This is a genomic window from Pseudomonas sp. 9_2_1 (genome assembly GCF_059295275.1).
In genome coordinates this window covers 96,878-122,500 of sequence record NZ_CM181239.1, presented here as the reverse complement: position 1 = coordinate 122,500, position 25,623 = coordinate 96,878, and the positions used below count along the sequence as shown (strand labels likewise).

The 25,623-nt window shown below is 62.4% G+C and carries 24 protein-coding genes (1 of these 24 running past the window's edge); 19 read left to right on the top strand and 5 right to left on the bottom strand.

Annotated elements, in window-relative coordinates:
* Both AC5O5I_RS00585 and AC5O5I_RS00580 read right to left on the bottom strand, forming a co-directional pair.
* A protein-coding gene (locus tag AC5O5I_RS00585; protein ID WP_494511907.1) for a CaiB/BaiF CoA transferase family protein crosses the window boundary here: on the bottom strand, window positions 1–531 show its 5' portion. The gene continues 690 nt to the left of window position 1, outside the view; 531 of the gene's 1,221 nt are visible here — the first part of the coding sequence; the start codon lies at window positions 529–531; the stop codon falls past the left edge of the window.
* Between the two features lie 14 nt (window positions 532–545).
* On the bottom strand, window positions 546–1,727 hold the full coding sequence (locus AC5O5I_RS00580) for an acyl-CoA dehydrogenase (protein ID WP_172221783.1): 1,182 nt from the start codon (window positions 1,725–1,727) through the stop codon (window positions 546–548).
* Between the two features lie 161 nt (window positions 1,728–1,888).
* Here AC5O5I_RS00580 and AC5O5I_RS00575 point away from each other — a divergent pair, with 161 nt between their 5' ends.
* From AC5O5I_RS00575 to AC5O5I_RS00530, 10 genes are all read left to right on the top strand, one after another.
* The gene (locus AC5O5I_RS00575; RefSeq protein ID WP_494511906.1) at window positions 1,889–2,788 is read left to right on the top strand and encodes a LysR family transcriptional regulator; all 900 of its coding nucleotides are present in this window, start codon (window positions 1,889–1,891) and stop codon (window positions 2,786–2,788) included.
* Between the two features lie 433 nt (window positions 2,789–3,221).
* A complete protein-coding gene (locus AC5O5I_RS00570) occupies window positions 3,222–4,343 on the top strand; it encodes a Re/Si-specific NAD(P)(+) transhydrogenase subunit alpha (RefSeq protein ID WP_172221789.1) in 1,122 nt (373 codons plus the stop codon).
* Window positions 4,344–4,354: 11 nt separating this feature from the next.
* Window positions 4,355–4,669, top strand: coding sequence for an NAD(P) transhydrogenase subunit alpha part 2 (locus tag AC5O5I_RS00565; RefSeq protein ID WP_003256966.1), 315 nt, complete (start codon window positions 4,355–4,357; stop codon window positions 4,667–4,669).
* A 2-nt stretch (window positions 4,670–4,671) separates the two neighbouring features.
* Complete coding sequence (locus tag AC5O5I_RS00560) at window positions 4,672–6,123, top strand: NAD(P)(+) transhydrogenase (Re/Si-specific) subunit beta (protein ID WP_172221792.1); 1,452 nt, start codon at window positions 4,672–4,674, stop codon at window positions 6,121–6,123.
* Window positions 6,124–6,306: 183 nt separating this feature from the next.
* A complete protein-coding gene (gene scpC / locus AC5O5I_RS00555; protein ID WP_172221795.1) occupies window positions 6,307–7,800 on the top strand; it encodes a succinyl-CoA:acetate CoA-transferase ScpC in 1,494 nt (497 codons plus the stop codon).
* A 407-nt stretch (window positions 7,801–8,207) separates the two neighbouring features.
* Window positions 8,208–8,423, top strand: coding sequence for a DUF1127 domain-containing protein (locus AC5O5I_RS00550; protein ID WP_172221798.1), 216 nt, complete (start codon window positions 8,208–8,210; stop codon window positions 8,421–8,423).
* Window positions 8,424–8,725: 302 nt separating this feature from the next.
* Entirely contained in the window at window positions 8,726–9,043 is a 318-nt protein-coding gene (locus AC5O5I_RS00545; protein ID WP_172221801.1) for a DUF2388 domain-containing protein, read from the top strand.
* A gap of 85 nt (window positions 9,044–9,128) precedes the next feature.
* Window positions 9,129–9,422, top strand: coding sequence for a DUF2388 domain-containing protein (locus AC5O5I_RS00540; RefSeq protein ID WP_172221804.1), 294 nt, complete (start codon window positions 9,129–9,131; stop codon window positions 9,420–9,422).
* A gap of 36 nt (window positions 9,423–9,458) precedes the next feature.
* Window positions 9,459–9,779 (top strand): DUF2388 domain-containing protein, encoded by a 321-nt coding sequence (locus AC5O5I_RS00535; protein ID WP_012316830.1) that lies wholly within the window; start codon window positions 9,459–9,461, stop codon window positions 9,777–9,779.
* Entirely contained in the window at window positions 9,776–11,731 is a 1,956-nt protein-coding gene (locus tag AC5O5I_RS00530) for a DUF7844 domain-containing protein (protein WP_172221807.1), read from the top strand. Before AC5O5I_RS00535 ends, AC5O5I_RS00530 begins: the two co-directional genes overlap by 4 nt.
* Window positions 11,732–11,755: 24 nt before the next feature.
* Here the strand turns inward: AC5O5I_RS00530 and AC5O5I_RS00525 are convergent, their stop codons facing one another.
* The gene (locus AC5O5I_RS00525; RefSeq protein WP_172221810.1) at window positions 11,756–12,157 is read right to left on the bottom strand and encodes a GFA family protein; all 402 of its coding nucleotides are present in this window, start codon (window positions 12,155–12,157) and stop codon (window positions 11,756–11,758) included.
* Between the two features lie 267 nt (window positions 12,158–12,424).
* Here AC5O5I_RS00525 and AC5O5I_RS00520 point away from each other — a divergent pair, with 267 nt between their 5' ends.
* The 9 genes from AC5O5I_RS00520 (at window position 12,425) to AC5O5I_RS00480 (ending at window position 22,620) form a co-directional block, all read left to right on the top strand.
* Window positions 12,425–13,732: a CitMHS family transporter gene (locus AC5O5I_RS00520; protein ID WP_172221813.1), complete on the top strand. Its 1,308-nt coding sequence runs from the start codon at window positions 12,425–12,427 to the stop codon at window positions 13,730–13,732.
* Window positions 13,733–13,802: 70 nt separating this feature from the next.
* The gene (locus tag AC5O5I_RS00515; protein ID WP_172221816.1) at window positions 13,803–14,573 is read left to right on the top strand and encodes a TerC family protein; all 771 of its coding nucleotides are present in this window, start codon (window positions 13,803–13,805) and stop codon (window positions 14,571–14,573) included.
* Window positions 14,574–14,768: 195 nt separating this feature from the next.
* Window positions 14,769–16,427, top strand: coding sequence for a Na/Pi cotransporter family protein (locus AC5O5I_RS00510; RefSeq protein WP_172221819.1), 1,659 nt, complete (start codon window positions 14,769–14,771; stop codon window positions 16,425–16,427).
* A gap of 29 nt (window positions 16,428–16,456) precedes the next feature.
* The gene (locus AC5O5I_RS00505) at window positions 16,457–17,863 is read left to right on the top strand and encodes a M16 family metallopeptidase (RefSeq protein ID WP_172221822.1); all 1,407 of its coding nucleotides are present in this window, start codon (window positions 16,457–16,459) and stop codon (window positions 17,861–17,863) included.
* A gap of 125 nt (window positions 17,864–17,988) precedes the next feature.
* The gene (locus tag AC5O5I_RS00500) at window positions 17,989–19,011 is read left to right on the top strand and encodes a DUF5924 family protein (protein ID WP_172221825.1); all 1,023 of its coding nucleotides are present in this window, start codon (window positions 17,989–17,991) and stop codon (window positions 19,009–19,011) included.
* Window positions 19,012–19,124: 113 nt separating this feature from the next.
* Window positions 19,125–20,258 carry an ABC transporter permease gene (locus AC5O5I_RS00495; RefSeq protein ID WP_172221828.1) on the top strand — a complete coding sequence of 378 codons (1,134 nt, stop codon included), beginning with the start codon at window positions 19,125–19,127 and terminating at the stop codon, window positions 20,256–20,258.
* Window positions 20,255–21,046, top strand: a complete 792-nt coding sequence (locus AC5O5I_RS00490) for an ABC transporter ATP-binding protein (RefSeq protein WP_172221831.1) — start codon at window positions 20,255–20,257, stop codon at window positions 21,044–21,046. Before AC5O5I_RS00495 ends, AC5O5I_RS00490 begins: the two co-directional genes overlap by 4 nt.
* A gap of 3 nt (window positions 21,047–21,049) precedes the next feature.
* A complete protein-coding gene (locus AC5O5I_RS00485) occupies window positions 21,050–21,988 on the top strand; it encodes an MlaD family protein (RefSeq protein WP_172221834.1) in 939 nt (312 codons plus the stop codon).
* On the top strand, window positions 21,985–22,620 hold the full coding sequence (locus tag AC5O5I_RS00480; RefSeq protein ID WP_172221836.1) for an ABC-type transport auxiliary lipoprotein family protein: 636 nt from the start codon (window positions 21,985–21,987) through the stop codon (window positions 22,618–22,620). The genes AC5O5I_RS00485 and AC5O5I_RS00480 overlap by 4 nt, the downstream gene beginning before the upstream one ends.
* Here the strand turns inward: AC5O5I_RS00480 and AC5O5I_RS00475 are convergent.
* Both AC5O5I_RS00475 and ltrA read right to left on the bottom strand, forming a co-directional pair.
* On the bottom strand, window positions 22,602–23,831 hold the full coding sequence (locus tag AC5O5I_RS00475; RefSeq protein ID WP_172286867.1) for a nucleoside recognition domain-containing protein: 1,230 nt from the start codon (window positions 23,829–23,831) through the stop codon (window positions 22,602–22,604). The two genes, AC5O5I_RS00480 and AC5O5I_RS00475, sit on opposite strands and share 19 nt — an antisense overlap.
* A 245-nt stretch (window positions 23,832–24,076) precedes the next feature.
* A complete protein-coding gene (gene ltrA / locus AC5O5I_RS00470; protein ID WP_494511905.1) occupies window positions 24,077–25,498 on the bottom strand; it encodes a group II intron reverse transcriptase/maturase in 1,422 nt (473 codons plus the stop codon).
* Between the last annotated feature and the right edge of the window lie 125 nt (window positions 25,499–25,623).

Sequence of the window (25,623 nt, the reverse complement as noted above, 5' to 3'; positions counted from 1 at the left end):
GAGGGCGACACCCACCTTGACCGGGCCTGCGCCGTCCTCGCCTTCCGGGCGGCCCGTCAGGCTCATCAGCCCCCCCAGCCCCTGGATCATGAAGTCATAGCCGGCGCGCCTGGCATAGGGCCCGGTCTGGCCGAAGCCGGTAATGGAACAATAGATAAGCTGCGGGTTGAGCGCCTTCAGGCTCGCATAGTCCAGGCCGTAGGCAGCCAACCCGCCAACCTTGAAGTTCTCGATGACGATATCGCACTTGGCCGCCAGCTCACGCACCAGGCGTTGCCCTTCCGGCTGCGTGAAGTCGATGGTTACCGAGCGCTTGTTGCGATTGGCCGAAAGGTAATACGCCGCCTCGCTGGTGTTCTCACCCTCGGCGTCCTTGAGGAAGGGCGGCCCCCATGAGCGGGTATCATCGCCACTGCCAGGGCGTTCCACCTTTATCACGTCGGCACCAAGGTCAGCGAGGATCTGGCCAGCCCATGGGCCGGCCAACACGCGCGAAAGGTCCAGTACCCGCAGATGTGATAGCGCGCCCATGGGCTGGCTCCTTGTTAATAGAAGGCCTGGATACCGGTCTGCGCACGCCCCAGGATCAGTGCATGCACGTCGTGAGTACCTTCATAGGTGTTGACCACCTCAAGGTTGACCAGGTGACGGGCCACACCAAACTCGTCGGAGATGCCGTTGCCGCCCAGCATGTCACGTGCCATGCGCGCGATATCCAGGGCCTTGCCGCAGGAATTCCGCTTCATGATAGAGGTGATTTCCACCGCAGCCGTACCTTCATCTTTCATGCGCCCCAGGCGCAGGCAACCCTGCAAGGCCAGCGTGATTTCAGTCTGCATGTCCGCCAGCTTCTTCTGGATCAACTGATTCGCAGCCAAAGGTCGACCGAACTGCTGGCGGTCCAGGGTGTACTGCCGTGCGGTGTGCCAGCAGGCCTCGGCGGCGCCCAGCGCGCCCCAGGAGATGCCATAGCGGGCCGAGTTCAGGCAGGTGAACGGGCCTTTCAGCCCACGCACGTCGGGGAAGATGTTTTCTTCCGGCACGAATACGTTGTCCATGACGACTTCGCCAGTGATAGAGGCACGCAGGCCGACCTTGCCATGGATCGCCGGGGCGCTGAGGCCTTCCCAGCCTTTCTCCAGAACAAAGCCGCGAATATCACCCGCATCATCCTTGGCCCAGACCACGAATACATCGGCGATCGGGCTATTGGTGATCCACATCTTGCTGCCGGTGAGGCGATAGCCGCCGTCGACCTTCCTGGCACGGGTGATCATCGACCCAGGATCGGAGCCATGATTGGGCTCGGTGAGGCCGAAGCAACCGATCCACTCACCGCTGGCCAGCTTGGGCAGGTATTTCTGTTTTTGCGCTTCGGTGCCGAATTCGTTGATAGGCACCATTACCAGGGACGACTGCACGCTCATCATCGACCGGTAGCCCGAGTCGATACGCTCGACCTCTCGAGCGATCAGGCCGTAGCACACGTAATTCAGGCCACTGCCACCGTACTGTTCGGGAATGGTTGCCCCCAGCAAGCCGATTTCACCCATCTCGCGGAAGATCGCCGGGTCGGTCTGCTCGTGACGGAAGGCCTCGAGCACACGCGGGGCCAGCTTGTCCTGGGCGAACTGATAAGCGCTGTCACGCACCATGCGCTCTTCTTCAGTGAGCTGCTGATCGAGCAGCAGCGGGTCGATCCAGTTGAAGCTTGCTTTACCGGCCATGAGCGAAATCCTCGAAATAGGGGGCAGTTTCTTGTGCCTTTGAGCCTAGGCCTGATTAGCCGGCGGGACAAACGAGGATTGCGCACCTATTAGTGATAATTTGTCACTTCGTAAATCGGCAAAACGCCACATTGACTGCCTTACGAGTGAGGTTGACGTACATGCGCCGCAAGATCCCCAGTACCGCCGCCCTGGTTTGCTTCGAAGCAGCGGCGCGCAACGAGAGCTTTACCAAGGCCGCCCAGGAACTCGCCCTGACCCAGGGCGCTGTCTGTCGGCAGATAGGCGGCCTGGAGGCGTTCCTTAATGTCGAACTGTTCCGGCGCTCGCGACGGGGCGTGAAGCTGACCGAAGCAGGCCTGTCCTACAGCCGCCAGATAGCCGCGCAACTGGACGCCGTGGAGCGCGACACACTCTCTGTAATGCGCCAACAGGGCGCCAATGTGATCGAACTGGCGGTAGTGCCCACCTTTGGCACCCAGTGGCTACTACCGCGCCTGAAAGACTTCCAGCAATGCCACCCCGAGGTCACGGTCAACCTCACCAACCGCACACGCCCGTTTCTGTTCGCCGACACTACCTTCGATGCCGCCATCTACTTTGGCGATGCCGACTGGTCGGGCACCCAGTCGCACCGGCTGATGGGGGAGAACCCGGTGCCGGTCTGCAGCCCGGCACTACTGGGCGAGGAGGCCATGCTGGAGGCGCGGCGCATCGGGCAACTGCCACTGCTGCAGCAGAGCACCCGCCCGTACGCCTGGCGGCAGTGGTTCGGCAGCCTGGGCATGAATATGGAACGCGACATGACAGGCCCGCGCTATGAACTATTCTCGATGCTCGCCCAGGCGGCCATGCACGACATGGGTATCGCCCTGATTCCGCCGTTCCTGATTCAGCGCGAGTTGGAGGAAGGTAGGTTGGTGGTCGCTAACAGACACGCCCTGAGTAGCGACAAGGCCTACTATCTGATGATTCCGGAGCGCAAGGTCGAGTCTGGCTCGCTGCGTGCCTTTCGCGACTGGCTGCTGCACCAGGCCCAGGCCTATATAGGCAAAGCATGAACCTGCGATAACTTGACTCGGTAGTCAATTATTTTAAACACCTACAGATGTATGTATTTGTCGCATTATCGCAAACTGTTACGCAGGCATAAAAATACCCTTTAACCCTGCTTATTACGCGGCTTTGCGGGCTATTTTGCGACATTCACCCAGTCGTAAGCGAAGTGCCCTGAAATATTTTGATTTTTTCTTCTAACCTGCCAATAGCCCATGTTTGAGAGGCTGCAGCCGTAGTGCTGCGACATGCGGTCACAGGGTGACTTGTAGTTTTGAGTTCGTTTCGCTCCATAACCGGTTGAAGACCCCCGGGTTCGTCTGCAAAATGCTTCGCCCGCCCGGGATACGGCGGGTTGGCGCTCCACAGCCGCCCCAGCTCACCATCCGCAGTGTGCTGGCTTTTACAAAGACAAAGGTCACCGCAGGAGAAATAGTCGTGCACATTGGTGTTCCTCTCGAGACGCAGACCGGTGAGACAAGGGTCGCAGCGACCCCGGAAACCATCAAGAAACTGATTGGCCAGGGCCATCAGGTCACCGTCCAACGGGGGGCAGGGCTAAACGCCAGCATTCCGGACAGTGCCTATGAGGCCGTGGGCGCTTCCCTGGGGAGTGCGGCCGATGCCTACGGCGCCCAATTGGTACTCAAGGTGGTCGCGCCCAACGACCAGGAGCTGGCCCTGATCAACAGCGGCAGCCTGCTGGCGGGCATGCTCAACCCCTTCAACAGCGAGCTGATCGGCAAGATGGCCGAACGCGGTATTACCGCCTTTGCCCTTGAAGCCGCGCCACGCACCTCACGGGCACAAAGCCTGGACGTGCTGTCGTCGCAAGCCAACATCGCCGGTTACAAGGCAGTGTTGCTGGCTGCCCATCACTACCCGCGCTTCATGCCCATGCTGATGACGGCGGCCGGCACCGTAAAGGCCGCACGGGTACTGATCCTTGGGGCGGGCGTTGCCGGCCTGCAGGCCATCGCCACGGCGAAGCGGCTGGGGGCAGTGATCGAAGCGTCTGATGTGCGCCCGGCAGTGAAGGAGCAGATCGAATCGCTGGGCGCCAAATTCCTCGACGTGCCCTACGAGACCGACGAGGAGCGCGAATGCGCCGAAGGCGTCGGCGGATATGCGCGACCAATGCCGGCAAGCTGGATGCAACGCCAGGCCCAGGCCGTGCATGAGCGTGCCAAGCAGGCGGATATCGTCATCACCACGGCGCTGATTCCCGGGCGCAAGGCGCCGACCCTGCTCAGTGCCGAAACCGTTGCGCAGATGAAGCCAGGGTCGGTGGTCATCGACCTCGCCGCAGCCCAGGGCGGCAACTGCCCGCTCACCGTCGCCGACCAAGTGGTGCAACAGAACGGGGTGACCATCGTCGGCCCCACCAACCTGCCGGCCCAGGTGGGTGCCGATGCGTCGGCGCTATACGCACGCAACCTGCTGGACTTCACGAAGCTGCTGTTCGACAAGGACGGCGCACTGGTCATCAACCTCGAAGACGACATCGTCGCGGCCTGCCTGATGTGCCGCGATGGTCAAGTCGTCCGCAAGAACGGCTAAGGAGCACGACAATGGAAGACATGCTGATTTCCCATGGCATCTACAACCTGATCATCTTCGTGCTGGCCATTTATGTGGGTTACCACGTGGTCTGGAACGTCACCCCGGCGCTGCACACCCCATTGATGGCCGTGACCAACGCCATTTCGGCGATCGTCATCGTTGGCGCCATGTTGGCCGCCGCGCTGACCGTGACCCCGGCAGGCAAGCTGATGGGTACCCTTGCCGTAGCGCTGGCCGCAGTCAACGTGTTCGGTGGCTTCCTGGTCACCCGCCGCATGCTTGAGATGTTCAAGAAGAAAACCAAGAACGAGGCGCAGAAGTAAGCATGAGCATGAATCTGGTAACGCTCCTCTACCTCGTCGCCTCGATCTGCTTCATTCAGGCGCTCAAGGGCCTGTCGCACCCGACCACGTCGCGGCGCGGCAACCTGTACGGCATGATCGGCATGGGGATCGCCATCCTCACGACGGTGGGCCTCATCTATAAGCTCGCGGCGCTCTCTGTTGGCAACGGCGGGGCTACCACCGGCATCGGCTACGTGCTGGTCGGCCTGCTGATCGGCGGCACCGCCGGCTCGATCATGGCCAAGCGCGTCGAGATGACCAAGATGCCCGAGCTGGTCGCCTTCATGCACAGCATGATCGGCCTGGCTGCGGTTTTCATCGCCATCGCCGCCGTGCTCGAACCGCAATCTATGGGTATCGTTGCCGCCATCAGCGACCCGATCCCCACCGGCAACCGCCTGGAGCTGTTCCTCGGTGCAGCCATCGGTGCAGTCACCTTCTCCGGTTCGGTGATCGCCTTCGGCAAGCTGTCGGGCAAGTACAAGTTCCGCCTGTTCCAGGGCGCACCGGTACAGTTCGCCGGCCAGCACAAGCTGAACCTGATCCTCGGCCTGACCACCATTGCGCTGGGGCTGCTGTTCACCTTCACCGGCCATTACAGCGCCTTCACCCTGATGCTGGTCCTGGCCTTCATCATGGGCGTGCTGATCATCATCCCTATTGGCGGTGCAGACATGCCGGTAGTGGTGTCGATGCTCAACAGCTATTCGGGCTGGGCAGCAGCAGGTATCGGCTTCTCGCTTAACAACTCGATGCTGATCATTGCCGGCTCGCTGGTCGGCTCGTCCGGTGCGATCCTTTCGTACATCATGTGCAAGGCGATGAACCGTTCGTTCTTCAACGTCATCCTCGGCGGTTTCGGCGGTGATACCGATGCCGGCGCGGCGCAAGGTTCGAAAGAGCAGCGCCCGGTGAAGTCCGGCTCGGCCGACGATGCCACCTTCCTGCTGAGCAATGCCGACAGCGTGATCATTGTCCCTGGCTACGGCCTGGCGGTTGCCCGTGCCCAGCACGCGCTGAAGGAATTGACCGAGAAGCTGACCCACAACGGTGTGACCGTGAAATACGCGATCCACCCCGTGGCGGGGCGGATGCCCGGGCACATGAACGTGCTGCTCGCCGAAGCCGAGGTGCCTTACGACCAGGTGTTCGAGATGGAAGACATCAACGCCGAATTCGGCCAGGCCGACGTGGTTCTGGTGCTCGGTGCCAACGACGTGGTCAACCCGGCGGCGAAGAACGACCCCAAGTCGCCGATTGCCGGCATGCCTATCCTCGAAGCGTTCAAGGCCAAGACCATCATCGTCAACAAGCGCTCCATGGCCAGCGGCTATGCCGGCCTGGACAACGAGCTGTTCTATCTGGACAAGACCATGATGGTGTTCGGCGACGCCAAGAAAGTCATCGAAGACATGGTCAAGGCGGTGGAATGACGCCCGCTGCAAACCAGTTGATATAAAGGAAGCCCCGGTCAGCATGTACCGGGGCTTTTCTTTTGTTGATCCGGATCAACGGCTCTACTCCAGTGCCTCTCATACGACCATGGTCGTGGGACGGCAATGGGCGAAGTCTCTAGACTGCGCTGCAGTAGTTTCAGTAGCCCGAGATAACAATCCATGTACCGTGATCGTATCCGCTTGTCCTCTCTGCACAGCAAGGTAATGAGTGCGGCTGATGCCGCTGGTCTGATCGAGGACGGCATGACCGTCGGCATGAGCGGTTTCACCCGCGCCGGCGAAGCCAAGGCCGTACCGCATGCCCTGGCCGAACGTGCCAAGCAGTCGCCACTGAAAATCAGCCTGATGACCGGCGCCAGCCTGGGCAACGACCTGGACAAGCAACTGACCGAGGCCGGCGTGCTGGCTCGCCGCATGCCGTTCCAGGTCGACAGCACCCTGCGCAAGGCCATCAACGATGGCAAGGTGATGTTCATCGACCAGCACCTGTCTGAAACCGTCGAACAACTGCGCAACCAGCAGCTCAAGCTGCCGGACATCGCCGTGATCGAAGCCGTGGCCATTACCGAGCAAGGGCACATCGTGCCGACCACCTCGGTGGGCAACTCGGCCAGCTTTGCGATCTTCGCCAAGCAGGTGATTGTCGAGATCAACCTCTCGCACAACACCAACCTCGAAGGCCTGCACGACATCTATATCCCGACCTACCGGCCGACCCGCACGCCAATCCCGCTGGTCAAGGTCGATGATCGCATCGGCAGCAGCGCAATCCCGATCGACCCAGCCAAGATCGTCGGCATCGTCATCAGCAACCAGCCGGACTCACCGTCCACCGTGCTGCCGCCGGATGGCGAAACCCAGGGCATCGCCGACCACCTGATCGACTTCCTCAAGAAGGAAGTCGACGCTGGCCGCATGACCAACAAGCTCGGCCCGCTGCAGGCCGGTATCGGCAGCATCGCCAACGCGGTGATGTGCGGCCTGATCGACTCGCCGTTCGAAGACCTGACCATGTACTCCGAAGTACTCCAGGATTCCACCTTCGACCTGATCGACGCCGGCAAACTCAGCTTCGCCTCGGGCAGCTCGATCACCTTGTCGACCCGCCGCAATGCTGACGTGTTCGGCAACCTGGAGCGCTACAAGGACAAGCTGGTACTGCGTCCGCAAGAAATCTCCAACCACCCGGAAGTAGTGCGTCGCCTGGGCATTATCGGCATCAACACCGCACTGGAGTTCGATATCTACGGCAACGTCAACTCCACCCACGTGTGCGGCACCAGGATGATGAACGGTATTGGTGGCTCGGGTGACTTTGCCCGTAATGCCCACCTGGCCGTGTTCGTCACCAAGTCGATTGCCAAAGGCGGGGCGATTTCCAGCGTGGTGCCGATGGTCAGCCATGTCGACCACACCGAGCACGACGTGGACATCCTGGTCACCGAGCAAGGCCTGGCCGACCTGCGAGGCCTGGCGCCGCGCGAGCGCGCACGGGCGATCATCGACAACTGTGTTCATCCTGACTACCGGGCGGCGCTGAACGACTACTTCGATCGCGCCTGCGAACGTGGCGGCCATACCCCGCATATCCTGCGTGAAGCACTGAGCTGGCACGAAAACCTGGAAGAAACCGGGCGCATGCTGGCTAGCTGATCCACCTCTGGTCGGGATAGCCGGGCAACACTGCTGTCCCGATAACGCTCTCTGCAGGAGCGGCTTTAATCGCCCACACCGGCACAGCCGGTGCCAGCCACCGCTTTGCGGAGTGTTCGCGACACGCCGCTCAACTCCTCAACCTAACTGCGATCATAAACTGTCCTACTGTACTGGTATTTCTACCAGCCTTTAGCTTGCCCTATCCGCCTCCAACCTCAAAACGCACCAATAATGTGCAGACCAGTACAGTTACGCCAATTTCGAGTGCAACAGTAGGGTTACACAGTTAACTGAGCTATCGTCTTTCAACAGAACTGTATCTACTGTTATGGACAAGAGAGGAGGATCATTGGCATCAGTTAAACCACTACCTAATCCCGCCATAAGCGGAAGGATGAAGCATCATGGAACGTACCCTCAGTTCCGGTCTCGTTTTTGAAAGCAACACCCAGCAATCCAACGCCTCGATGCCGCTGCGCGCATTGTCCACCCTGCTGCTGTGGCAGCGCCGCATGGCCAGCCGCCGTCAACTGGCTCGCCTGGACGCCCGCCTGCTGGCTGATGCCGGTATCAGCGAGTCGCAGCGTTACGAAGAGCTGAGCAAGCCTTTCTGGCGTTAAGCTCCGGCTTGCCGGCTTCGGCCGGCACCGCGAATTTCAAGAACCCGCTGCAGGTGACTGCAGCGGGTTTTTTGTTTTTAAGGGCGCCGGCTAGAGCGTTCCGCTCGCAACAGGTACAGTTTCAAATTTTCGGATTACGACAGGTACAGTTGCTTTGCGCGCTGTTGATTAACATCCAGAAACACCCGCGCGTGATACGCTTCGCTTAACAGTCTGGTAGAACCGCTGTAAAAAGTACCGAGACGCGCTATCCGTGCGTCCGATAAACAGAACACCCGACCCAAGTCCAGGAGTCCACCATCATGTCCCGTAATTACCTGATTGGCGCTGCCCTGATGCTGAGCCTGGCAGGCACTGCACACGCCACCAGCTTCGTTGTCACCACCGACGCCGTCGTTGGCGCTGTAGCCGCGTCCACCGATGCTACCTCCGATGTTTCCTCTTCGTTCCGTGACGACAAGATCGTCCAGGCCGCCCGTGACGACGCTGCCAGCTTCGTTGGCAGCCAAGGGGACATCCGCGGTGCCAAGCTGGAAAGCGCTTTCCTGCACATCCGCTCGCAAATGCCGGCCCTGCAGGCCACTGACGCGCAACTGGCCCAGGCCATCCTGGCGATCTGATCCCGGCTGAGCCATACGGCTGTGCTGGTCACCAGCACAGCCTCGCCCACCCTTGCCCCCACGTTTTCCAGTTGTTGTGGAGCCCATGCGTTATCTGTTGCCGCTGCTGTTCTCCGTCGCTGGCATGGCCAGCGCCCATGCCATGGATACCACCACGCAAAGCCTGGTCATCACCGGCTACGTCACCAGCCAGGTGACCACCGCACCGTTCGACCGCAAGCTGGTCCGCCAGGCCCGCGACGACGCCGCTGCCTTTGTCGCCAGCGACGGCCAGATCCGCGGTGCACGGCTGGAAGCAGCGCTGGAATCATTACGCCACAATTGCTCACGACACACCGTCGGTGATCTGGAACTGGCGCAGGCAATTCTCGTCCAATAGCAACAACTGACTCCCTGTATTTTTCGGAGATGCTCCATGCGTAAACCGCTGATTGCCGCTACCCTCGGCATGCTGCTGCTGGCCGACCTGGCTCAGGCACAGACCCTGGTGGCCACCAGCAACATCATCGTGCGTGCCTTTGGCCGTTCGATCGACTTCACCTCTGACACAACCACCTCGATTCGCGACTCCAAGGTAGTACGCGAAGCCCACGACGACGCTGCCAGCTTCGTCGCCAGCAATGGCGACATCCGCGGCGCCCAGCTCGAAGCGGCCTTCAACACCTTGCGCGAGCGCGTGCCAGAAGCGCGAGGCGCCAGCGACCAAGTGCTGGCCGAAGCCATTCTGGCCCTGTGAACGGCGTGCGCGCCTGGCTGCTCGGCTGCGCCCTGACGCTGCTCGGCACGCCCGCCTTGGCCGACCTGCAGCTTGAGCTGCAGGCATCTGGCCTCGACCCGCAGCAAACCCAAGCCACCCAGGCCCTCCTCGACGAGGCCCTGGGCAAGTTGCCGCCACGCTTCAAGCAACAGCTGGACCGCCGCGTGCTGGTCAGCTGGAGCGACAAGATGCCAGCAGACGCCTATGGCCAGGCCTCGCTGGTTTCCACCCTTGAACTCAATCGCAGCCTGCTGCCCGGCCTTGCCGATGGCAGCGCCGCCAGTCAACGCACCGATCGCCCCCATGGCACAGTGCGTGAAGAGCTGTTGGCCACCGTGCTGCACGAGCTGACCCATATCTACGACCGCGCCCGGCTGTGGCCCAGCGCCGAAAATTCGCTGATCGCCCGCTGCAAGCGCCAGCAAGGCACGCTGGGCAAGATCGGCCTGCGCGAGGAGTGCCGTGGCCAGGCCGAGCGGCGTTTCACCCTCAGCGACGACCCGCGCCTGCTCGACCTGGCCGGCTGGCAACAGTACGTGGGCCGGCGCGGCGAGCGCGAACAACACAATGGCCAGTTCGTGCGCAGCCCCGATAGCTACGAGCTGAGCAGCCCCAAGGAATACATCGCGGTCAACATGGAGTATTTCCTTCTCGACCCGAGCTACGGCTGCCGCCGCCCGGCGCTAAACCAGTACCTACGCGAGCACTTCGGCTGGGCTCCGCAACAGGACACCTGCGCCAAGGGCCTGCCCTTCATCAATGCCGGCAGCGACTTCGCCCGCCAGCCGCTGGGTGAAATCGACCCCGAGCGGGTCTACGAAGTGGACTATTTGCTGGCCGAAGCCAACCAGAACCTGGTCAGCCGTTGGGGCCACAGCATGCTGCGCCTGGTGATCTGCAAGCCTGGCCGGCCTCGCGGGCCGGACTGCCGCCTGGACCTCGAACAGAGCCTGGTGCTGTCGTACCGCGCCTTTGTCAACGATGTGCAGCTGTCCAGCTGGGACGGCCTGATCGGTGTCTACCCGTCGCGGCTGTTCGTGCTGCCGCTGGGCCAGGTGATCGACGAATACACCAAGACCGAGCTGCGCAGCCTGGCCTCGGTGCCTTTGAAGCTGAACCGTGAAGAAGTTGAGAACCTGGTGCGCCAGGCCGCCGAGATGCACTGGAGCTACGACGGCAACTACTGGTTCCTGTCCAACAACTGCGCGGTCGAGTCGTTGAAGCTGCTGCGCAGCGGCACCGCCAACTCACGCCTGAACGACCTCGACAGCATCATGCCCAATGGCTTGCTGGCGGTGCTCAAGGGCAGGGGGCTGGCCGATACCAGCGTGCTCGACGACCCGCGAGAGGCCCTGCGCCTGGGCTACCGCTTCGACTCCTACCGAGATCGCTACCAGGCCATGTTCGAGGTGCTGAAGAAGCAGTTGCCGATCAAGCAAGCGCTGGTGGAAGACTGGCTGGCCCAGGACGCCGAACAACGCCGCCCCTGGTTCGCCCAGGCCGACCTGCGCACCAGCGCGGCCTTGCTGCTGCTCGAGCAGGCCAGCTTGCGCCGGCAACTGCTGCTGGCCCAGGACGAGGTGAAACAGCGCTACCTGAATGCCGCCGCGCTGAAAGACGGCAGCATCAACAAAGCCGACGCGACGCTCAAGCAGATGCTTGCCAACAGCGGCTTCCTCAGCCGCCCGGCAGAATTGCTCGATGCCAAGGGCTATGGTTTGCCGCAGCCAGAGGAGCGCAAGCACCTGGAGAAGGTGAGCAGCGAGCGCCAGGCGCAGCTGTTGCGCTTGAGCACCAGCCTGGACAAGGAGGTGAGGGCGCTGCTGGAGCCTTCGCGCGCCAAGGAAATTGCCGCGGTCGAAGCCAATGTGAAGCAGATCGGCGAGCATTTACGGGCGCTGCATAAAGCCGCGGGTGGCCTGCAGTTGTAAGTATGGCTGTACCGGCACAATCCCTTACTGGATTTCGCCGTCCTCTTCTGGCAGATCCTCATCCAGATGCAACCACGGCAACCGGCTGCTTACCCAGATATGCCGGTTGGCCCGTACCCGCTCCGGGTGGTCCAGCGTCGCCACCGTCACATCGACCGTCTCCGGGCTGTGCGTGGTCACCAACGCCACATGCGCCCCGCAATGCCCACAGAAGTACCGGCTGCAACTGGCCGGCGCCACATAGCACCCCGGTTCACCTTGCAGCCACTGGAAACCTGAGCGGGGCAGGGTGAGCCAGGTCACCACCAGCCCGCCGCTCACCCGCCGGCAGATCGAGCAATGGCAATGGGCAATATCGGTCAGCTCACCCACCAACCGGTACCGCAATGCGCCGCAATGGCAGCCACCTTCGGTTACATCGTGCATCACCTACCTCTCGTCGCCTTTGCATCAGCGAAAGCTGGCTGAAAGCTTGTGCTCATAGGATAGCCCCCACTACCGGCACAAGACCGGTCAGCCAGGGCACCCGGTAAACACCGCGCCCGGCCCAATCAACAACAACAATGGTGATTCTGATGTATTCCTGTGCCCGCCTTTTCGCAGTCCCCCTTCGCATGCTCCCTGCACAGCGCCCCACGCGCTGATCCGCCCGAATCGACTTACCTTTCGCCGCGCCACGCCTGGAGTATTGCCATGCTGACCTTCCTCGGCTTTGCCATGGTCATCACCTTCATGTACCTGATCATGACCAAGCGCCTGTCGGCCTTGATCGCGCTGATCCTGGTACCGATCCTGTTCGCCCTGTTCGGCGGCTTTTCCGCCAAGATCGGCCCGATGATGCTCGAAGGCATCAGCAAGCTTGCGCCGACCGGCGTGATGCTGATGTTCGCCATCCTCTACTTTGCCCTGATGATCGACTCCGGCCTGTTCGACCCGGCCGTGCGCAAGATCCTCAAGCTGGTCAAGGGCGACCCGCTGAAAGTCTCTGTCGGTACCGCCGTGCTGGCCCTGGTGGTCTCGCTGGACGGTGACGGCGCCACCACCTACATGATCTGCTGCGCCGCCATGCTGCCGATGTACAGCCGCCTGGGCATGAGCCCGCGGATCATGGCCGGCCTGATCATTCTCGCCGGCGGGGTGATGAACATGACCCCCTGGGGTGGCCCCACAGCCCGCGCCGCCAGCGCCCTGCATGTCGACCCGTCGGACATTTTCGTGCCGATGATCCCGGCCATGCTGTTTGGCGTGCTGGCGATCCTGGCCATTGCCTACCTGTACGGCAAGCGTGAGCGGGCCCGCCTGGGCGAACTGCACCTGCCTACCGACGACATCGACCACAGCAAAATCAGCGTATCGCAGTACCCGGAAGCACGCCGGCCCAAGCTGCTGTACTTCAACGGTGCCCTGACTGCGGCGCTGATGGTGGCGCTGATTGCCGGTGTGCTGCCGCTGCCAGTGCTGTTCATGATCGCCTTCAGCATCGCCATGATCGTCAACTACCCGTGCCTGCAGCAGCAAAAGGACCGCATCGCCGCCCACGCCGGCAGCGTGCTGGCCGTGACCGGGCTGATCTTCGCCGCCGGTATCTTCACCGGTATCCTGTCGGGCACCGGCATGGTCGACGCCATGTCCAAGAGCCTGCTGGCAGTCATCCCCGAGGCACTGGGCCCGTACCTGGCGGTGATCACCGCGATCGTGAGCATGCCGTTCACCTTCTTCATGTCCAACGACGCCTTCTACTACGGCGTATTGCCGGTACTGGCCGAGGCCGCCAGCCACTACGGCATCACCCCGGTGGAAATGGCCCGTGCGTCGATCGTCGGGCAGCCGGTACACCTGCTCAGCCCCTTGGTACCCTCCACCTACTTGCTGGTGGCACTGGCCGGCATCGAGTTCGGTGACCATCAGCGCTTCACCTTGAAGTGGGCAGTGCTGGTGTGCCTGTGCATAATGCTCGCCGCATTGCTGATGGGCATTTTTCCGCTGTTCAGTAGTCTTTAATAAACGCGTATTACCTACCGCGACGCGCCCTGGTTAGGGCGCGTTGCCATTACCGCTTGAAGGAAAACACATGGAATGGCTGACCAGCCCGGAAATCTGGGTTGCCTTTTTTACCCTTACCGCGCTTGAGATCGTGCTCGGCATCGACAACATCATCATGATCTCGATCCTGGTCAGCCGCATGCCCAAGCACATGCAGCCTCGCACCCGGATCTTCGGCCTGGCCCTGGCCATGGTCACCCGCATCATGCTGTTGCTGTCGATCACCTGGGTCATGCGGCTTACCGCCGACCTGTTCGTGGTGTTCGGCGAGGGCATCTCCGGACGTGACCTGATCCTGTTCTTCGGTGGCCTGTTCCTGTTGTGGAAAAGCTCGCAGGAGATCTACCACGGCCTGGAGGGCGAGGACGAAAACGCCGACACGCCCAAAGGCGCAGGTGGCAAGTTCTTCTACACCATCATCCAGATCGCCATCATCGATATCGTGTTCTCGCTGGACTCGGTGATCACGGCGGTGGGCATGGTTTCCCACGTACCAGTGATGATCGCAGCCATCGTCGTGGCTGTGCTGGTGATGATGCTGTGCGCCGGTGCCATCAGCAACTTCATCGACAAACACCCGTCGCTGAAGATGCTCGCGCTTTCGTTCCTGATCGTGGTGGGTACCGTACTGATCGCCGAGGCTTTCGACGTGCATGTGCCGAAAGGCTACGTCTACTTCGCCATGGCCTTCTCGCTGGCGGTAGAGGCCATCAACATCCGCATGCGCACTGCGCTGGCCCGCAAGGACGGCAAGGAGCAAGACCCGGTGAAACTGCGCAAGGACATCCCGGGTCAGTAAGATCACGGAGCGCAGCATCTTGAGGGCCCTTCGGGGCCCTTTTCATTTTTGCCGTGTTTCAAATGGAAGACCTTCGTGCGAAGCTGGCGACAGCTGTGCAAAACAACTAAAGCTTTGAGTGAGCACTGAAAATTCTTCAACCGCTCACGCTTCTTCTCTTGGCCCGCTGGGCCTATGCAACAGGGGGCCTTCGCCATGCTGACCCTGCTCAACCTGCTTTCAGCCGTGACACTTCTGGTCTGGGGCACCCATATCGTGCGTACCGGCATCCTCCGGGTATTCGGCTCGGACCTGCGGCGCATCATCAGCCAGAACATGAACAAGCGACCGCTTGCGTTCATTGCCGGCATCCTCGTCACCGCCATGGTGCAGAGCAGTAACGCCACCGCCATGCTGGTCACCTCATTCGTCGGCCAGGGCCTGATGGCCATGACCCCGGCGCTGGCGATCATGCTCGGGGCCGATGTGGGTACCGCGCTGATGGCCCGAGTACTGACCTTCGACCTGTCCTGGCTGTCGCCGCTGCTGATCTTCCTGGGAGTCATCTTCTTTCTCTCGCGCAAGCAGACGCGCGCCGGGCAACTGGGCCGGGTAGGCATAGGGCTTGGCCTGATCATCCTGGCACTGGAGCTGATCGTGCAGGCAGCTGCGCCGATCACCCATGCCCAAGGGGTAAAAGTACTGTTCGCGTCGCTGACCGGCGACATTCTGCTCGATGCCCTGGTCGGCGCACTGTTCGCCATGGTTTCCTATTCCAGCCTCGCCGCCGTGCTGCTCACCGCGACGCTGGCCGGCGCCGAAGTGATCAGTCTGCCGGTAGCCATCGGCCTGGTGGTCGGCGCCAACATCGGCAGCGGTCTGCTGGCCTTCATCAGCACCAGCATGCAGAACGCCGCCGGGCGGCGAGTCGCCCTGGGCAGCCTGCTGTACAAGCTGATCGGCCTGCTACTGATAATCCCGGTACTGCATCCGCTGGTCGAATGGATGGACTCGCTGAGTTTCAGCCCGCAGGAACTGGTCATCGGCTTCCACCTGCTCTACAACACGCTGCGCTGCGTGATCATGCTGCCCACGGTCAAGCCCATGGGCCGGCTGTGCAACAGCCTCTTGCCGGAGCGGGAAGCCAGCAATGGCCAGGTGCGCCCGCGCCACCTCGACACCTCGGCGCTGGAAACGCCCAGCCTGGCACTGGCCAACGCCGCGCGCGAGACCCTGCGCCTGGGCGATATCGTCGACAACCTGCTCGAAGCCATGCTCGGCGCTTTGCGCGGCACCCAGACCGCGTTGCCGCAGCAGGTCCGCGCCCTGGGCGAGGATGCCGAAGCCCTCTACAGCGCGATCAAGCTGTACCTGGCGCAGATGTCGCGCGAAGACCTCAGCGAACAGGACAACCGCCGCTGGGCCGAAATCATCGAACTGGCAATCAACCTCAAGCTGGCCTGCGACCTGATCGAACGGATGCTGCGCAAGGTCCAGCAGCAGAAAACCAGTCAGCGCCGCGACTTTTCCCAGGTGGGGCTGGAAGAGCTGACCGGCCTGCAGGAACAATTGCTGGCCAACTTGCGCCTGGGCCTGTCGGTGTTCCTCAGTGCCGATCCGGAAAGCGCCCGTTTGCTGCTGCGCGAAAAACGCCGTTTCCGCGCCCAGGAACGGCGGCTTGCCCACGCCCATGTCAGCCGCCTGCAACGCAAGGTGGTGCAAAGCATCGAGACCAGTTCGCTACACTTGGAGCTGATCGCCGACATGAAGCGGTTGAACTCTTTGTTCTGTAGCAGTGCCTATGTGGTACTGGGCGGCTCGGACACGGGCGGGCTGATGCTCGACAGCGTGCCGGACGAAGCCCGATTGCCGTGATTTCTCCACCCGAGGACCTAAGCTCGCCCATGCGTTGCCTGATGTTCGTTTGCCTGCTGATCTGCAGCCTGCCCTCACTGGCCCTCGACCGCTCGCGGGTTGAGGGTTACTTGTTGCCCAACGGCCTGCAGGTCATCCTGAAAGACGGTTACGAGCGTGACCATGTGGCGATTCGCCTGGTGGTCGGGGTTGGCCTGGATGACTTTGACTGCGCGCAGAAAGAGCTGCCGCACCTGCTTGAGCACCTGCTGTTCAGCGGCATCGACGAAACCGGCGAAGGAGGCCTGGAAGAACGCCTGCAAGCACTGGGTGGCGAGTGGAATGCCTTTACCAGCAGCGCCGATACCACCTTCGTCATCGAGGCCCCGGCGCGTAATCAGCGCAAGGTACTGGACCTGCTGCTGGCGGTGATTCGCGACACCCGCATCGATGCCAAGGCCCTGGCCACCGCCAAGCGCATTATCGAGCGTGAGGATGGCGGCCATTATGGCCACCTGCAGCGCTGGCTCGACCGCCAGGACATCGGCCACCCCGCCAGCGACCAACTGGCCACCGAGCTGGGCCTGAAGTGCCCGGAACGCTCCGATGTCGACGACATGACCCTGGAGCAGGTACAAGCCTTGCGCGAGCACTGGTACGCGGCCAACAACATGACCCTGATCCTGGTCGGTGGCCTCGATCGCCTGCTGCCGGCCTACCTCGAGCGGACCTTTGGCGAGCTGCCGGCAACCGAGCCGGAAGAACGTCGCAACCTGGAAAGCATCACCCATCAGGCCGAGCAACGCCGCGACCTAAGCCGCGGCTGGCTGGGCGACAGCGTGAAGCTGCACTGGCTGTTCATCGAGCCGGTGCTGGACAACGACCACCAGGCCACCCTCGACCTGCTCTCGCGCTACCTTGACTGGGCGCTGTATGACCAGCTGCGCCTGCGCAACGGGCTGTCCTATGGCCCGTCGGTGCAACGCGAAAGCTTCGGCGACACCGGCCTGCTCAGCCTCAATGCCGACCTGGAACGTGACGATGTCGACAAGGCGGTCCAAGTCATGCAGGCGCTGTTCGACCACCTGCGCAAGGACGGCCTCGACCCGGACACCTTTGCCCGCATCAAGTACGCCAGCGCAGCCAAGGAAAGCTGGAGCACCCAGGGCAATAGCGCGCTGGCCGACTACTACTGGGGCGCGCTGAACGACTACACGGACGGGCGTTTTGCCAACCCGGTGCGCAAACTGCGCCAGGTCAGCCTGGAGCAGGCCAATGCGGCGTTGAAAGAGCTGCTCAAGGAACAGGGCTATGTGCGCATCGAGAAGCCGCTGTTGGGTTATGACGAGCTCTATGGGCTGGTCGCCTTGCTGGTCGGGCTGATTCTGGCTGCGGGCCTGTTGCGTTGGCGCCGCCAGGGCCCTCAACGGCCCAGTGGTGCTACACGGAAGCGGTGAATCGGCGGTATCCTTTTGCCAGTACCGGCCTCTTCGTGGGGTAACTCGCTCCTGCGCCACCTGCAGGGGCGGGTTTACCCGCGAAGGGGCCGGCACAGCCACCTCCTTCTTTGTTGTAGCCCCCAATGCCCCAGATCCCCCGCATCGTCCAGCGCATCATCGAACTGCTCAAACGCTACCCCGGCATCATCGCGCTCGGCGGTTTTCTCTCCGGCGTCGGCAGCTTCATCCTGGTTGACCGCCAAGCCGGCCTGGCCAGCTGGGTGGCCGTGCTCATGCTGGTCAGCTGGGTCTGGCTGATGCTGGAAAACACCCTCACCGGCCTGTTCGCTCGTACCTTCAACCGCGAAATCCCACAGCCACTGTTGCGCTATGCGACGCAGATGATCCACCAGGAAACGCTGTTTTTCGTGCTGCCGTTCTTCTTCATCACCACCACCTGGAACAGCAGCCAACTGGTGTTCACCGGGCTGCTGGGTGCCGCCGGGCTGGTTTCGATCATCGACCCGCTGTACTACAAGTGGCTGGCACCGCGGCGCTGGCTGTTCCTGGCATTGCACACCCTGACCCTGTTCGCCGCACTGCTGACCGCGCTGCCGATCATCCTGCACCTGACCACCGCGCAGAGCTTCAAGCTGGCCTTGATCACGGCGATGGCCTTGTCGTTCCCCAGCCTGGCGAGCAGCTTTCCGGTCAACAGCTGGCGCCGCGGCGTGGCTCTGGTGCTGGTGACCTTGTCGGTCGGCGCCGGCGGCTGGCTGCTGCGTTCCTGGGTGCCGCCAGCAACTTTATGGATGACCGAGGTGGCAGTGAGCACCGAAGTACTCAACCGCCAGCCTGGCGATTCGCTGGACGAAATCGCTGCCAGCCGCATCCGCAGCAGCGGGCTGTATGCCTACACCGCAATCAACGCGCCACGCGGCCTGAACGAGCGCATCTACCACGTGTGGCAGAAAGACGGTAAGGAAGTCGACCGCATTGCCCTGGACATCCATGGCGGGCGCAAGGAAGGCTACCGGGCCTGGACCCACAAGCAGAACTTCCCGCCCAACCCGGCGGGCAAGTGGCAGGTGAGGGTGCTGACCGAGGACGGGCAGGTGATTGGCGTGTTGCGCTTCAAGGTGGTCGACGACAACCCGACACAATGATTGAAAGGGGCTGCTTTGCGGCCCCAGCCCCTTCTAGACAGCACATAATCACCAAACAGCCCATGCCCGCTGCGCTATGATCAGCCCCTAAGCCTTAGCGCCGAGTCAATCGCATGGAGCCAATGACCACCCCCAGCGCCACCCTGGATACCAGCAGCCAGCCGGCTTGCCTGCGCATTACCGGTGACTGGACCCTGGCGCATTACGCCAGCCTCAAGCGCGAAAGCGAGCGCCTGCGCGCGCAATCCAGTACCGATACTGTTGCCGACCTCAGCCAGCTAGGCCGCCTGGACACCGCCGGCGCCTCGTTGCTGGCCGAACTGCTCGGCTCCGAGCGCCTGTCGCGCTGCACGGACGAGCTGCCCGAAGCCAGCCGCGCGTTGCTCAAGAACGTCTATTGCTCGGTCCAGGACTACTGTATTCCGGTCAAGGAGCCAGAGCGCAACGTGCTGCTGCTACTGCTGGAGCGCATCGGCCGCGCCGTCGGCACGCTGTGGCAAGACACCATGCAGTTGCTCGGCTTTATCGGTGTGATCCTCGAGACCGTGCTGCGCCGTGCCTTGCAACCCCATCGCTGGCGCTTGACCCCGGTCGTGGCGCACATCGAACAGACCGGCCTGGACGCCGCACCCATCGTCGCCCTGCTGACTTTTCTGGTCGGCGCAGTGGTGGCCTTCCTGGGTGCCACGGTACTGGCCGACTTTGGCGCAACCGTGTTCACCGTCGACCTGGTGGCATTCTCGTTCCTGCGCGAATTCGCCGTACTGCTCACCGCCATCCTGATGGCCGGGCGCACCGCCAGCGCCTTCACCGCGCAGATCGGCTCGATGAAGGCCAATGAAGAAATCGACGCCATCCGCACCCTGGGCCTGAACCCCATGGAGCTGCTGGTAGTGCCACGGGTGCTGGCCCTGCTTATTTCGCTGCCCTTGCTAACCTTCCTGGCGATGATCTGCGGCATCGTCGGCGGCGCGGTGGTGTGTGCCCTGTCGCTGGGCATTTCACCGGCTATGTTCCTGTCGTTGCTGCAAAGCGACATCGGTGTGCAGCACTTCCTGGTCGGCCTGGCCAAGGCGCCGTTCTTCGCTTTCCTGATCGCCGCCATCGGCTGCCTGGAAGGCTTCAAGGTCAGCGGCAGCGCCGAATCGGTAGGCGCGCACACCACCTCAGCGGTAGTGCAGTCGATTTTCGTGGTCATCGTGCTGGATGCGGTGGCCGCCTTGTTCTTCATGGAGATGGGCTGGTGAGTGGCAAGGAAACCGTGATCGAGGCCCGCGGCATCTGCAACCGTTTCGGTCGTCAGGTTGTGCATGAAAACCTGGACCTGGACCTGTATCGCGGCGAGATCCTGGCCGTGGTCGGCGGCTCAGGCAGTGGCAAATCGGTACTGCTGCGCAGCATCATCGGCCTGCGCCGGCCCAATGAGGGGCAGATCAAGGTATTCGGCCAGGACCTTGTCGGCCTCGGTGAACAGCAGCGCTCGCTGGTTGAACGGCGCTTTGGCGTATTGTTCCAGAAGGGCGCGCTGTTCTCTTCGCTGACGGTGACCGAGAACGTGGCCTTGCCACTGATCGAGCATGCAGGGCTGTCCCGCGCCGATGCCGAACACCTGGCCGGGGTGAAGCTGGCCTTGGCCGGGCTGCCGATCTCGGCCGCCGACAAGTACCCGTCCTCGCTGTCAGGGGGCATGATCAAGCGCGCGGCGCTGGCCAGGGCCCTGGCACTGGACCCCGATATCCTGTTCCTCGACGAGCCCACCGCCGGCCTGGACCCGATCGGCGCCGCTGCATTCGACCAGTTGATCCTGACCTTGCGCGACGCCCTGGGCCTGTCAGTGTTCCTCATCACCCACGACCTCGACACCCTGTACACCATCACCGACCGCATCGCGGTGCTGTCGCAGAAAAAGGTCCTGGTGGCCGGCCCGCTGGCCGAGGTCGAACAGACCAACGACGCCTGGATTCAAGAATACTTTCACGGCCCCCGCGGGCGCGCAGCCGAACAGGCTGCCACCCGTGCCGGGCAGGAGCGCTGAGCAATGGAAACCCGAGCCCATCACGTTCTTATCGGCCTGGTCACCGTTCTGGTAGTGGCTGGCGCCATGCTGTTCGGCCTGTGGCTGGCCAAGTCCAGCGTCGACGACGCTTTCAAGGATTACGAAGTGGTATTCAACGAGGCGGTGTCCGGCCTGTCGCGCGGCAGCCCGGTGCAGTACAACGGCATCAAGGTCGGTGACGTGTCCACCTTGCGCCTGGACCCGAAAGACCCACGCCGGGTACTGGCACGGGTGCGCCTGAGCGGCGACACCCCGGTAAAGGAAGATACCCAGGCCAAGCTCACCCTGGCCGGTGTTACCGGGAACTCGTTCATCCAGCTCAGCGGCGGCACCCCGCAAAGCCCGGAACTGAAAGGCAAGGATGGCAAGCTGCCGGTGATCATTGCATCACCCTCGCCAATCTCGCGCCTGCTCAATGACAGCAGCGACCTGGTGACCAATATCAACCTGCTGCTGCACAACGCCAACCAGATGTTCTCCGAGGACAACATCGGCCACCTCAGCAACACGCTGGCCAACCTCGACAAGACCACCGGCGCCTTCGCCGGCCAGCACGGCAGCATCGGCGAGGCCATCGAACAGCTGGTGCAGGTGGGCAAGCAGGCCAGCGCCACCCTGGCAGAAACACAAACGCTGATGCGCAATGCCAACGGCCTGCTGGGCACCCAGGGCAAACAGGCCATCGGCAGCGCCGAGCAGGCCATGCAGTCGCTGGCTGAAAGCACCGCCACCATCAACAGCCTGCTCAAGAACAACAGCGAGGCTATCGGCGACGGTGCCCAGGGCCTCAACCAGCTGACCCCAGCCATTCGCGAACTGCGCGAAACCCTCAACGCGCTCAAGGGCATTTCCCGGCAACTGGAGGCCGACCCCAGCGGCTACCTGCTCGGCCGCGACAACAACAAGGAGTTCCAGCCATGAAACCGTCGCTGCGCCTGCTGGCCCTGGCGGCCGCCCTGAGCCTGGCCAGTGCCTGCTCTATCCTGCCGCAGGCCGAACCTGTCGACCTCTACCGCCTGCCGGTGAACCAGGCCAGCCGCACCGTGGCGCCGCTGGACTGGTCGTTGCGCCTGAACAAACCACTGGCCAGCGAAGCGCTGGCCGGTCCGCGGATTGCCGTGATTCCGCAGGGCGATGTGATCAGCAGCTACAAGGGCGCCCGCTGGAGCGACGCGGTGCCGGTACTGCTGCGCAACCGCCTGCTCGACGGTTTCCAGCGGGACGGCCAGGTACAGCGGCTGAGCGCCGACGACAGCAACCTGCAGGCCGACTACGAGCTGGCGGGTGAGCTGCAGGCGTTCCAGAGTGAATACCGCCCGGACGGAACGGTGGAGGTGGTGATCCGCTACGACGCGCGCCTGGTGCAGGGCCGCACCCAGCGTATCCTCGCCAGCAAGCGCTTCGAAGTGCGCCAGCCGCTGGCCGACAGGCAAGTTTCAGCGGTGGTCGCCGGGTTCGGCTCGGCCAGCGACCAGTTGGTGGGGCAAGTGGTGGGATGGACCGTCACCCAGACCAATCAGGTGCCACGGCAGGCTCAGGCAAAGAACCAGTAGCAGACGAAGATCGCCGCGATCACCCCGGACAGCTCGGCCAGCAGTGCGCAACCAACCGCGTGGCGCACGCGCTGGATACCGACCGCGCCAAAGTACACCGCCAGCACATAGAAGGTGGTCTCGGTACTGCCTTGCACCGTCGCCGCTACCAGGGCCGGAAAACTGTCCACGCCCTGTGTCTGCATGGTCTCGATCAGCATCGCGCGCGCCGCGCTGCCGGAAAACGGCTTCACCAGCGCGGTGGGCAGGCCCTCGACGAAGCGGGTATCCAGGCCCATCCAGCCGACGGCATGGCGGATACCGTCCAGGGCCAGCTCCAGGGCGCCTGAAGCGCGCAGCACACCGACCGCCACCAGCATCGCCACCAGGTAGGGCAACAGGTTTTTGGCCACGTCGAAGCCTTCCTTGGCGCCTTCGACAAAGGCTTCATACACCTTCACCCGCTTCAAGGCGCCAATCACCAGGAACAACATGATCACGCCAAACAGCGTGAGGTTGCCCAGGATCGACGACAGGCTGGCCAGCGCAGCGGCCGACAATGTGCCGAGAAACGCCATGAAGCCACCCAGCAGCAAGGCGCCGGGGATGAAATAGGCAAGCACCACCGGGTCCCACAGGCGCAGGCGCTGCATTACCGCGACCGACAGCAGGCCGACCAGGGTCGAGACACTGGTGGCCAGCAGAATCGGCAGGAACACCATGGTCGGGTCCGGCGCCCCTTGCTGGGCCCGGTACATGAAGATGGTCACCGGCAGCAGGGTCAGCGATGAAGCGTTGAGCACCAGGAACAGGATCTGCGCGTTGCTCGCCGTGGTGCTGCTGGGGTTCAGCTCCTGCAGCGCGCGCATGGCCTTGAGGCCAATCGGGGTGGCGGCGTTGTCCAGGCCCAGGCCGTTGGCAGCGAAGTTCATGGTGATCAGGCCCAGGGCCGGGTGGCCGGGCGGCACTTCCGGCATCAGGCGGGCGAATAACGGGCCCAGCACCTTGGCCAGCCATTCGACGATGCCGGCCTTTTCGGCAATCTTCAGAAAGCCCAGCCACAGGGTCAGCGTGCCGAACAGCAACACCATCACCTCGACCGACAGCTTGGCCATGGCGAAGATGCTTTCGACCATTGAGGCGAAGATACCGGCATTGCCACCAATCACCCATTGGGCCAGGGCAGACACCGCCGCCACCAGGAAAAAGCCGAGCCAAAGGCCGTTGAGCATCCGCGTGTTCCCCCTGAAAAATGCCCGAATGATAGCGGAAGTTGCCTGCACCGGCCTCATCGCCGGCAAGTCAGCTCCCACAGGGGTATCACAAGGGCCGAGGCCAGCGGGTTACCGGTTGGAGCTGGCTTGCCGGCGATAGGGCCGGTGCAGGCCCCCGTGATCCTTACAGATATCGAGTAGGAGGCGGGCTCACACCCGCCGTCCTCTCACACCACCGTGCGTACGGTTCCGTACACGGCGGTTCAAGCTATGCGGCTAAGCCGGTTGATCGTATCCAGTATCGAGACCAGTCCGAGTCGATCCCATAGCTTCTTCGGCAGCGCCTGATTCATATGTGGCGCCCCCGAGTTCCACCACGGGCCTCGGCCGTTACAGACCGATTTACAGGCACGCTCTTCGCTCAAGCCCAGACGCATCAGGTTGCGCGCCCTCGTAGAGGGCTGCTTCCATTGGCGCCAGATGGCACAGCGGAGTTTGTGCCTGATCCAGCCATCCAGTTCCTCAAGTGGCCGTTTGCTCTGGCTAAGCTTGAAGTAACCCGCCCAGCCTCGCAGGACAGGGTTTATCCGCCCGATGGTATTCGTCATCTTGCGACCCCGTGCACCGCGTAGCAGCTCTGCGAGCCGGTCGCGCAGGCGACCCAGGCTCGTCGTTGCCACCCGCAGCCTTGGCTGCTGATGCCAGCTCATCCCATAGCCCAAGTAGTCACACTTCCAGGCTCTCGCGACTCGACTCTTCTTCTGATTCACCGTCAGTTTCAAACGTTGATTCAGGAAGCGTTCGACACTGGCCAGTACCCGTTCGCCAGCCCGAGGGCTGCGTACATAAATGTTCGCGTCATCGGCATAGCGCACGAAGCGGTTACCCCGCCGTTCCAGTTCGCGGTCAAGTTCGTCGAGCAGGATATTCGACAGCAGCGGCGAGAGCGGGCCGCCTTGCGGCGTCCCCTCCTGCCGTGGGCTGACGACACCGCCTGACATGACTCCCGCTTCAAGGTAGCGGCGGATAAGCCTGAGTACGCACTTATCTTTGACCCGGCGCTCGATACAGGCCATCAGGATGTCGTGGTTGACTCGATCGAAGAACTTCTCCAGATCGATTTCCACGCACCAGCGGTGTCCCGCGGTCACATGAGCACGAGCCATCTCGATGGCTTGATGCGTACTTCTGCCCGGACGAAAACCATAGCTGTAGTCCGAGAACAGTGGGTCGAAGATAGGTGTGAGCTGCTGCTGCAGTGCTTGCTGGATCAGGCGATCCACGACGGTGGGGATTCCCAGTTGCCGTGTGCCGCCCTGCGGCTTGGGAATTTCAACCGCTCGCACTGCTTGGGGATGGTATTCACCGGCCAGCAACCTGGCCTTGAGGGTTGGCCAATACTGTTTCACGTAGCCCGCCAAGTCAGCGACCGTCATGCCATCAGCACCCGGAGCCCCCTTGTTGCTAACCACGCGTTGATACGCACGCCTGAGGTTGGCCGGTGCAAGCACCCGCTCCATCAGCGTGTCCGGCTCTGCGTTCGTCCACGTCGCTGACGCCGCCGGCACCTTTGCACTGTCAGGCATCACCCTCGGCTTCTGGCCGGGATTCGGAGTGACAGATTCCGTTGTAGGAAATTTCTGCATTACGGCTACCAACGAGACAGTGACGCCTACTAGCGGCATAACCTGTTCGGCCCTTGGTGGCGCGGTTAACCGCCACTTACTACGGCTTCGGCTGACTTCTGCACGCTCATCCCGTCGCCTCTCGACGCTCGGTAGCACTATGGCAAGCGTACAGATCTCCCAGG